Origin of the sequence: Streptomyces sp. NPDC057616 (genome assembly GCF_042800575.1) — a bacterium.
In the GTDB taxonomy this organism is placed as follows: domain Bacteria; phylum Actinomycetota; class Actinomycetes; order Streptomycetales; family Streptomycetaceae; genus Streptomyces.
The window spans coordinates 191,828-200,998 of record NZ_JBHVGU010000016.1; the positions used below are offsets into that span (position 1 = coordinate 191,828).

The window sequence follows — 9,171 nt, forward strand, 5'->3', positions numbered from 1 at the left end:
GCTCTCCGCCTTCGCCGACGAGGTCACCCGCGTCGCCCGCGAGGTCGGCACCGAGGGCAACCTCGGCGGCCAGGCGATCGTGCGGGGCGTGTCGGGCACCTGGAAGGACCTGACCGACAACGTCAACGTGATGGCGTCCAACCTGACGGGGCAGGTCCGCTCGATCGCGCAGGTCGCCACGGCCGTCGCGCGCGGCGACCTGTCGCAGAAGATCACGGTCGAGGCCAAGGGCGAGGTCGCCGCCCTGGCGGACGTCATCAACACCATGGTCGACACGCTGTCCGCGTTCGCCGACGAGGTCACCCGCGTGGCCCGCGAGGTAGGCACCGAGGGTCGCCTCGGCGGCCAGGCGCATGTGCCGAACGTGGCCGGCACCTGGAAGGACCTGACCGACAACGTCAACTCGATGGCCAACAACCTCACCGGGCAGGTGCGCAACATCGCCCTGGTGACGACCGCGGTGGCGGGCGGCGACCTGTCGAAGAAGATCGACGTCGACGCCCGCGGCGAGATCCTGGAGCTGAAGACCACCATCAACACGATGGTCGACCAGCTGTCGTCGTTCGCCGCCGAGGTCACCCGCGTCGCCCGCGAGGTCGGCAGTGAGGGACGGCTCGGCGGACAGGCCGAGGTCGAGGGCGTCGAGGGCACCTGGAAGCGGCTGACGGAGAACGTCAACGAACTGGCCGGCAACCTCACCCGGCAGGTCCGCGCGATCGCCGAGGTCGCGAGCGCCGTCGCCGAGGGCGATCTGACGCGCTCGATCAACGTGGAGGCGTCCGGCGAGGTCGCCGAGCTCAAGGACAACATCAACTCGATGGTGGAGTCCCTGCGCGAGACCACGCGGGCCAACCAGGAGCAGGACTGGCTCAAGACCAACCTCGCCCGCATCTCCAGCCTGATGCAGGGCCACCGCGACCTGCCCGTAGTCGCCGAGCTGATCATGGACGAGCTCACGCCCCTGGTCTCCGCCCAGTACGGCGCCTGCTACCTGGCCGAAGACACCGAACGCGGCCCCGAGCTGCGGCTGGTGGGCTCCTACGGCAGTCCCGACGACACCGAGCGGCCCACGCGCATCCGCGTCGGCCACTCCCTCGTCGGCCAGGCCGCGCGCAACCGCCGCCCGGTCACCGTCGAGGAGCTGCCCGAGGGGTACGTCACCATCTCCTCCGGCCTCGGGCAGGCCGTGCCCAGCGCCCTGATGGTGCTGCCCATCGTCGTCGAGGAGCAGGTCCTCGGTGTCATCGAGCTGGCCTCGGTGACCCGCTTCACCCAGATCCACCAGGACTTCCTCGCGCAGCTGATGCCGACCATCGGCGTCAACCTGAACACCATCGTCGCCAACGTCCGCACCGACGAGCTGCTCGACGAGTCCCAGCGCCTGACCGCCGAACTCCAGGCGCGCTCCGAGGAGTTGCAGGTCCAGCAGGACGAACTCCAGCGCTCCAACGCCGAACTGGAGGAGAAGGCCTCCCTGCTGGCCTCGCAGAACCGCGACATCGAGGCCAAGAACCTCCAGATCGAGCAGGCGCGGCAGGAGCTGGAGACCCGGGCGCAGCAGCTGGCGCTGGCCTCCAAGTACAAGTCGGAGTTCCTGGCCAACATGAGCCACGAACTGCGCACCCCGCTCAACAGCCTCCTGATCCTGGCCCAGTTGCTGGCCCAGAACCCCTCCCGCAACCTCACCCCGAAGCAGGTCGAGTACGCGGGCATCATCCACTCGGCGGGCTCGGACCTGCTCCAGCTGATCAACGACATCCTGGACCTGTCGAAGGTCGAGGCCGGCAAGATGGACGTCGCTCCCGAGCGCGTCCCGCTGCGCCAACTGCTCGAGTACGTCGAGGCTACGTTCCGGCCGATGACGACGCAGAAGAGCCTGGACTTCACCGTGGCCACCGCGCCCGGCACCCCCGCCGACCTCCTCACGGACGACTCCCGGCTGCGCCAGATCCTGCGCAACCTGCTGTCCAACGCGGTGAAGTTCACGGAACAGGGCGGTGTGGAGCTGCGGATCGAGCCCGCGGCCGACCGTGAGGTGCCGCCGGGCGTGCTCCGCGGCGGACCCGTCGTGGCCTTCCGGGTCAAGGACACCGGTATCGGCATCCCGCAGCAGCAACTCGAGACGATCTTCGGGGCCTTCCAGCAGGCGGACGGCACGACCAGCCGCAAGTACGGCGGCACCGGCCTCGGTCTGTCCATCACCCGGGAGATCGCCCATCTGCTGGGCGGCGCCGTCACCGTGGACAGCACCCCGGGCCAGGGCAGCACCTTCACGCTCCATCTCCCGGTGGCCCGGGACGACTTCGAGGAGCTGCTGGACGCGGGCGGCCGGCCGGCGGAGCAGCAGCCGCACACCGTGCTCGCCTCCGAGGTGGCGCGGGCACCCCGGGCGATCGCCGGGCCCGTACCGGTCCCGGAGCACCGCAGGCGCCGTCTGCTGGTGATCGAGGAGCGCCCGCGCGGTCTGCTCAGCCTCGTCGCCGAGCGCGCCGTCGCGGACATAGCGCAGGGCCACGACGATCCGCACGGGGCGATCGACATCATCACCGCCGTCGGAGCCCAGGAGGCGGCGAGCACGCTGGCCGCCGACCCCTGCCACTGCGTCGTCCTCGAACTCGGCACGCCCGACGACGAGGGCGCGGACTTCCTCGCGGCCATGAGCGGCGACTCGGCGCTGGCCAGCGTGCCCGTCCTCGTGCACACCGGTCACCGCGTGGACCTGGCCCAGGAGCAGGCGCTGCGCTCCCGTGCGGGCGACCGGCCGCTGGACTTCCTGTCCAGCCTGGACGAGCTGCGCGAGCGCATCACCCTGCATCTGTCCGCCGAGCAGCCGGGCGACGTGCTGACGCTGGTGCGCGGCGAGGAGCCGCAGCCGCCCGCGCAGGTCGTGGACGACTCCTTCCTCGGCCGGACGGTCCTCGTGGTCGACGACGACGCGCGCAACCTCTTCGCCCTCAGCGGGGTGCTGGAGCTGCACGGCTTCCAGGTCCTGCACGCGGACAACGGCCGCAAGGGCATCGAGATGCTGCTCGCCCACCCCGACATCTGCCTGGTCCTGATGGACGTGATGATGCCGGAGATGGACGGCTACGCGGCCACGGAGGAGATCCGCTCCATGGCCCAGTACGCGGAGCTGCCGATCATCGCGGTCACCGCGAAGGCGATGCCGGGCGACCAGGAGAAGAGCCTCGCGTCCGGGGCGAACGACTACATCACCAAGCCCGTCGACACGAGCGATCTCATGGCCCGCGTCGGACGCTGGCTGCCCGTCTGAACGGCCCCCGCACCGTGCCCACCCGCCGACCTCGTGACGTCCTCGGACGTACCCGCCCAGGAACTGGCAGACCGTGAGTGATCTCCGTCAACCGCCCGACCCGCAGGCCGTCCAGGCCGGGGCGGAAGCACAGCCCGCACCCCAGGGCACAGGGCCGGCCGGCCCTGTGCCCGCGGGCAGCGGTGACCAGGACGACATCGAGCAGTCGTCGCCCGTGGGCCGGCTCGCGGCGACCGTGGAGCGGCTGCGCCGCGAAGTGCGGGAGGCGCAGGCCGAGGCGGACGGGCGCGCCCTGATCGAGCTGGCCAAGGGCATCCTCGTCGAGCGGCTGGCGTGCGGGCCCGCCCAGGCCGCGCGGCAGCTCGCCGAACTCACCGAGCAGGCGGGGGTCACACCGCTCGAGTTCGCGGTCGAGGTGATCAACCAGGCGGCGCGCGACCGGCTTTCGGAGGTGACCGCCGCCTTCCTGGCGGCCACCGCGGCGCCCGCCGACCCCGCCGACCCGCCGGACGGCCGTGCCTCCGCGGTGCGGCTGCGGGCCGCCGAGAGCGCCGCGCTGGCGGCGCACGACACCCAGGCCGTCGCCGACTCCCTGCTGGAACACGCGCTGACCCCGCTGGGCGCCGAGGCGGTGGCCATCTGGGCGCTCGGCGCCGACGGCTCGCTCACCCTGGCGGGCAGTGCCGGGTTCTCCCCCGCCGAGGCCGGACGCTGGCGCCATGTGCCGCCGGGGGTGACCACCGTCGCACGGCGCGGGCTCGCCGAGCGCAGCGGCCAGTGGATCAGGAGCCTCGCCGGGACCGGGCTGCCCTCCATCGGCCAGCACCACCATCCCGAGGGCGGCCGGGTCGCCGTACCGGCCGGGGTGGGCGGCCGGATCCACGGCGTGCTGGAGATCGCCTGGCCCACGCCGCTGGACAGCCCTCCCGCGCCGATCGTCCGCCAGGTCGAGGCGCTGGCGGAGCTGTGCGCGCACACCCTGGAGACCTACTCCCTGCACCGCTCGGGCGAGGAGACCGGCCCACGTCTCCTGCCGGACGTCGCCGAACTCATGGACCTGGCCGACGGGCTGCACGACCCGGCGCTGGTGCTCGTGCCGCACCTGGACGCCGCCGGGGAGCTCGTCGACTTCCGCATCCTGCACGCCAACGGCCGCTTCCTGGACCCGGCGGGCCGGCCGCGCAGCGTGGTCAACGGCGCCCTGCTGCTGGAGGCGTACCCGCTGGCGGCCGGCCAGAGCGAGCTGTTCGAGCGGACGGAGCGCGTCTACGCCACCGGCGAGCCCTACCGCGCCCGCCGGATGCGCCTGACCGCCCTGGTGGACGATGTGCCGCTGGCCGCGGTGGCCGACATCAACATCAGCCGGCACGGCGGCAGCGTCCTGCTCATCTGGCGCATAGAGGACGAGACGGCCCGGCTGGCGAGCCTGCTCCAGCACGCCCAGCGGCTGGGCCGGATCGGCGGCTTCGAGGAGAACCTCCTCACCGGCGAGATCACCTGGAACGGCCAGCTCTACCACCTCTACGGCAAGCCCGCCTCCAGCGGTCCGGTACGACTGGAGGAGCTGCCCGCGCACGCGCATCCGGACGACGCGGTCGCCATCGGCCGGTTCCTGCGCGCCCTGCTCCACCAGCGGCGTCCCGCCTCGGCCGCCTTCCGGCTGCAGCGACCCGACGGCGTCACCCGCCACATCCGTGTCGTGGGCGAACCGGTCCTGGACTCCGACGGCCAGCTGTACGCCGTGCGCGGCGCCTACCAGGACATCTCCGCCCACCACTGGACCGAGGTGGCCCTGGCCGCCACCCGCGACCAGCTCGCCCAGAGCGAGCAGCAGGTCAGCGAACGCAACCGCCTCGCGCTGCAGCTGCAGCACGCCATCATGCCGCCGACGCAGGCCCCGCTGGCCGTGCCCGGGCTCCAGGTGGCCGTGCGCTACCGGCCCGCGGAGACCCAGCACCTGGTGGGCGGCGACTGGTACGACGCGGTCGTCCTGCCGTCCCGGCTGGTCCTGCTGTGCGTGGGCGACGTGGCGGGGCACGGCATCGAGGCGGCCACCACCATGGTCGTCCTGCGCAACGCGCTGCGCGGGCTCGCCGTGACCGGCGCCGGACCGGGCCAGCTGCTGGCCTGGCTCAACATGGTGGCCCACCACCTGACCGGCGCCGTCACCGCCACCGCCGTCTGCGGGCTCTACGACCCCGAGCGCAACACCCTGAGGTGGGCGCGGGCCGGCCATCTGCCTCCCGTCCTGGTGCGCGGCACCGAGACGGCCGCGCTGCCCCTGGTCGGCGGGATGCTGCTGGGCGCGATCCCGGAGGCCGCGTACGAGGAGCACGAGGTCCAGCTCGCCGTCGGCGACACCCTGCTGATGTACACGGACGGCCTGATCGAGCGCCGTGACCGGTCCGTCCAGGAGTCCCTGGCCCAGCTGCTCACCGCCGCCCGCGCGGTCCAGCCCACGCTGGACCAGCAGCTGGACCGGCTGCTGGTGCACAGCAGGTCCGACACCGACGACGACACCTGCATCGTGGGCATACGGGTGGCGCCGTGACGCCCGGCCGCCGGGTGAGCGCCCCTGGCACGGGTACCGGGACCAGGAGAAGGTGCGACCCGCGCTCGGAGGGGCACACGTGAACGGCACGCGGACGTGTGCGGCGGGCAGAGGCGGCGGCCTCGTCGGCGAGGAGGCTGGACCATGACGGCGCGGAAGGAGACGCAGGCCGTACGGAAGCGACCCGTGCGGCCGGTCTCCGCCGACCTCCTGGGCGTCCTGCAGGCCATCGGGACCGGGGCCTACGTCGTGGACGAGGAGGGCTGCATCCTCGGCGCCAACACGCTCGCCGAGGAGCTGCTGGGCTTCTCCGCCGAGGAGCTCGTCGGCCACGAGGCACACGACCTGCTGCACCGCGGGCCGCACGGCCGCCCGCTGCCGCGCACGCAGTGCAGCATGCGGCAGGCGTTCCACGCGGGGCGCACCGCCCAGGCCGAGGAGGACTACTTCGCCCGGGCGGACGGCACCCTGCTCCGCATCTCCTGGCTGATCACTCCGTACGCCTGCGGGAACGACGACAGCTGCACGCTCGTCGTCTTCCACCCCGTCGAGTCCGAGCCGGAGAGCAGCGCGCCCGAGGAGCCGGTCACCGCGTCCCTCACCGAGCTCGAACGGCTGGCCCTGCTGGCCGAGACCACCACCCAGCTGACCTCGACCCTCGACGTGGACGAGGCGCTGCGCCGGCTGGTGGGCCTGGTGGTGCCCAGGCTGGCGGACTGGGCGATCGTCGACCTGATCACCGACCGCGACGAGGTGTGGCGCACGGTCGTCGTGCACGCCGAGGGCGAGACCCTGGTGCACCGCGAGGACCTGCAGGGCCCGATGCCGCCGGTCCCGCAGCAGTCGCAGATGCCGCTGTCCAGGGCCCTGCGCGGCGTCGCCTCCACGCTGGCCGGACCGCGGACCTACGACCGGGTGCCCGACTCCGGGATCGCGGTCGAGCAGCGCCATCTCTTCAACGCCACCGGGATGCACTCGGTGGCCATCGCGCCCATCCGCAGCACGCGTGAGGTCCTGGGCGCCCTGACCGCGGGCCGCTCCGAGAACCCCTTGTCGTTCGCCCCCGCCGACCTTCCCCTGATCGAGGACATCGCGCGCCGCGCCGGACTCGCCCTGGACAACGCCCGCCTCTACCAGCGTCAGCGCAAGGTCGCCGAGACCATGCAGAACCATCTGCTGCCGCAGATGCCGGGCGTGCCGGGCATCCAGATGACCGCCCGCTATCTGCCCGCGCCGCACGCCTCACAGGTCGGCGGCGACTGGTACGACGCCTTCCCGCTGCCCGACGGGTCGACCGCCCTGGCCATCGGCGACGTCGTCGGCCACGACCTGGAGGCCGCGGCCGGCATGGCCCAGGTGCGCAACATGCTGCGTGCCTACGCCTGGTCCCAGGACGAGGCGCCCAGCCGGGTCGTCGAACGGCTCGACGAGGCGATCCAGCACATCACGGACGTCTCCATGGCCACGATGATCTTCGCGCGGATCGAGGCGGCCGACGACGGCACCTGGCGTATCTCCTGGACCAACGCGGGCCATCCGCCGCCGCTGCTGATCAGCGAGGACGGCATGGCGCACTACCTGACCGCCGGGCACGGTCTCCTGCTGGGCACCGGAGCCGACCGGGAGCGCCCCGACGCCACGGCCTGCCTCCCGGCGGGCTCGACGCTGGTCCTGTACACCGACGGCCTCATCGAGGACCCCGGCCACACGCTCGACGTCGGCCTCGACCGGCTGCGCCGGCACGCCGCCGCCCTGGTCCACCGTCCCCTGGCCGGGTTCACCGACCAGCTGCTGCGCCGCGTCCGCCCCGAACGCAACGACGACGACGTGGCCCTGCTGGCCCTGCGCATCCCCGCACGCGAGGCGTGACGGCGCGGCGTGACGGCGCCAACTCCCCTGTCCGCACTGGTTCGTTCACCGTTCATGCACCCAACACCCTGAGGACGGTGCCCGTTCGGGCCCGGCAGGAAGTGTCCGGGCGGCCTGTCAGAACGATCTCAGGACGGATTACGTGATCGCATCACGCGTTCGCCGGTGGCGCCGCAGCCTGCGCCTCCTCCTCGTCGTGGTCACCTCCCCGGCGCTGGCCTCCGGCGCCCTCGGAGCGCCCGCGGCCCATGCCGCGGCGGCCGACGACATCAGGATCAACGAGGTGGTCACCACCGGGAGCGTCAACGACTCGGTGGAGCTCCACAACAAGGGCACCGCCGCGGTCGACATCTCCGGATGGATCCTCAAGGACGACGACAACAGCTCGAAGTACGCGATCAAGTCCGGGACTTCGCTCGCGCCCGGCGGGTTCGCCGCCTTCGACGTCCACGGCGCGTTCGGCCTCGGCTCGTCCGACAAGGCGCGCCTCTACCTCCCCGACGGCAGCACCCTGGTGGACAGCTTCAGCTGGACCCAGCACTCCGCCCCGTCGTGGTCGCGCTGCCCGGACGGCACCGGCGCCTTCGGTGCGGCCGCGCTCACCCTGGGCGGCCCCAACGCCTGCGGCGGCTCCGGCGTCTCCCCGACGGCGTGGCCCGGCGGCACGTCCGTGGCGACCGCCGACGCGAGCAACGCCTTCGGCTCCGACATGAGCGGCCTCCGTCAGGAGGGCGGTGTGATGTGGGCGGCGCAGAACAGCGGCAAGCTGTGGCGCCTGGTGGCGGACGGCTCCGGCGGCTGGAAGGCGGACACCACCGGCGGCTGGACCTCCGGCAAGGCCCTCGCCTACCCCGGCGGCTCCGGCACGCCCGACGACGAGGGCGTCACGCTGACCGGCGCCGGCTCGGCCGGGGGCGTCTACGTCTCCAGTGAGCGCAACGCGGCGTCGTCCGGCACCAGCCGGCTCTCCGTCCTGCGGTACGACGTCAGATCGACGAGCACCAAGCTCACCGCCGCCAAGGAGTGGAACCTGACCGCGGACCTGCCGTCCGTGGACTCCAACTCCGGCCTGGAAGGCATCACTTGGGTGCCGGACTCGTCCCTCACCGCCGCCGGCTTCAAGGACATGTCGACCGGTGCGGCCTACGACCCCGGCCGCTACGGCGCGCACACCGGCGGGGTGTTCTTCGTCGGCGTCGAGGGCACCGGCATGGTCTACGGCTTCGTCCTCCAGGACGACGGCACGTTCGTCCGGGTCGCGTCCTTCAGCAGCGGCATGGCCGGCGTCATGGAACTCCAGTGGGAACCCGAGGCCTCCCGGCTGTGGGTCGTCTGCGACGACACCTGCGACGGCCGGCACAGCACCTTCGCCGTCGGCGCGTCCGGCGCCTTCGCCGTCTCGGCGGTCTACGACCGCCCCTCCGGCATGTCCAACCTCAACAACGAGGGCTTCACGCTGTCCGGTGCCGACGCGTGC

General features: G+C 72.6%; 4 protein-coding genes. All 4 read left to right on the plus strand.

The features are described from left to right. On the plus strand, nucleotides 1-3,274 hold a 3,274-nt coding region (locus ACFU97_RS21840), incomplete at its 5' end, for a HAMP domain-containing protein (protein ID WP_384258921.1). A 166-nt stretch (nucleotides 3,275-3,440) separates the two neighbouring features. Beyond that, on the plus strand, nucleotides 3,441-5,825 hold the full coding sequence (locus ACFU97_RS21845; RefSeq protein WP_384258944.1) for a SpoIIE family protein phosphatase: 2,385 nt from the start codon (nucleotides 3,441-3,443) through the stop codon (nucleotides 5,823-5,825). Between the two features lie 144 nt (nucleotides 5,826-5,969). After that, nucleotides 5,970-7,694: a SpoIIE family protein phosphatase gene (locus ACFU97_RS21850; RefSeq protein WP_384258924.1), complete on the plus strand. Its 1,725-nt coding sequence runs from the start codon at nucleotides 5,970-5,972 to the stop codon at nucleotides 7,692-7,694. Between the two features lie 142 nt (nucleotides 7,695-7,836). Next, a partial coding sequence (locus tag ACFU97_RS21855) for a lamin tail domain-containing protein (protein WP_384258926.1) occupies nucleotides 7,837-9,171 on the plus strand: 1,335 nt, incomplete at its 3' end.

What these genes read in the sequence shown, in the direction of transcription:
- ACFU97_RS21850 (WP_384258924.1), top strand. Translation starts at nt 5,970, where the DNA reads ATGACGGCGCGGAAGGAGACGCAGGCCGTACGGAAGCGACCCGTGCGG.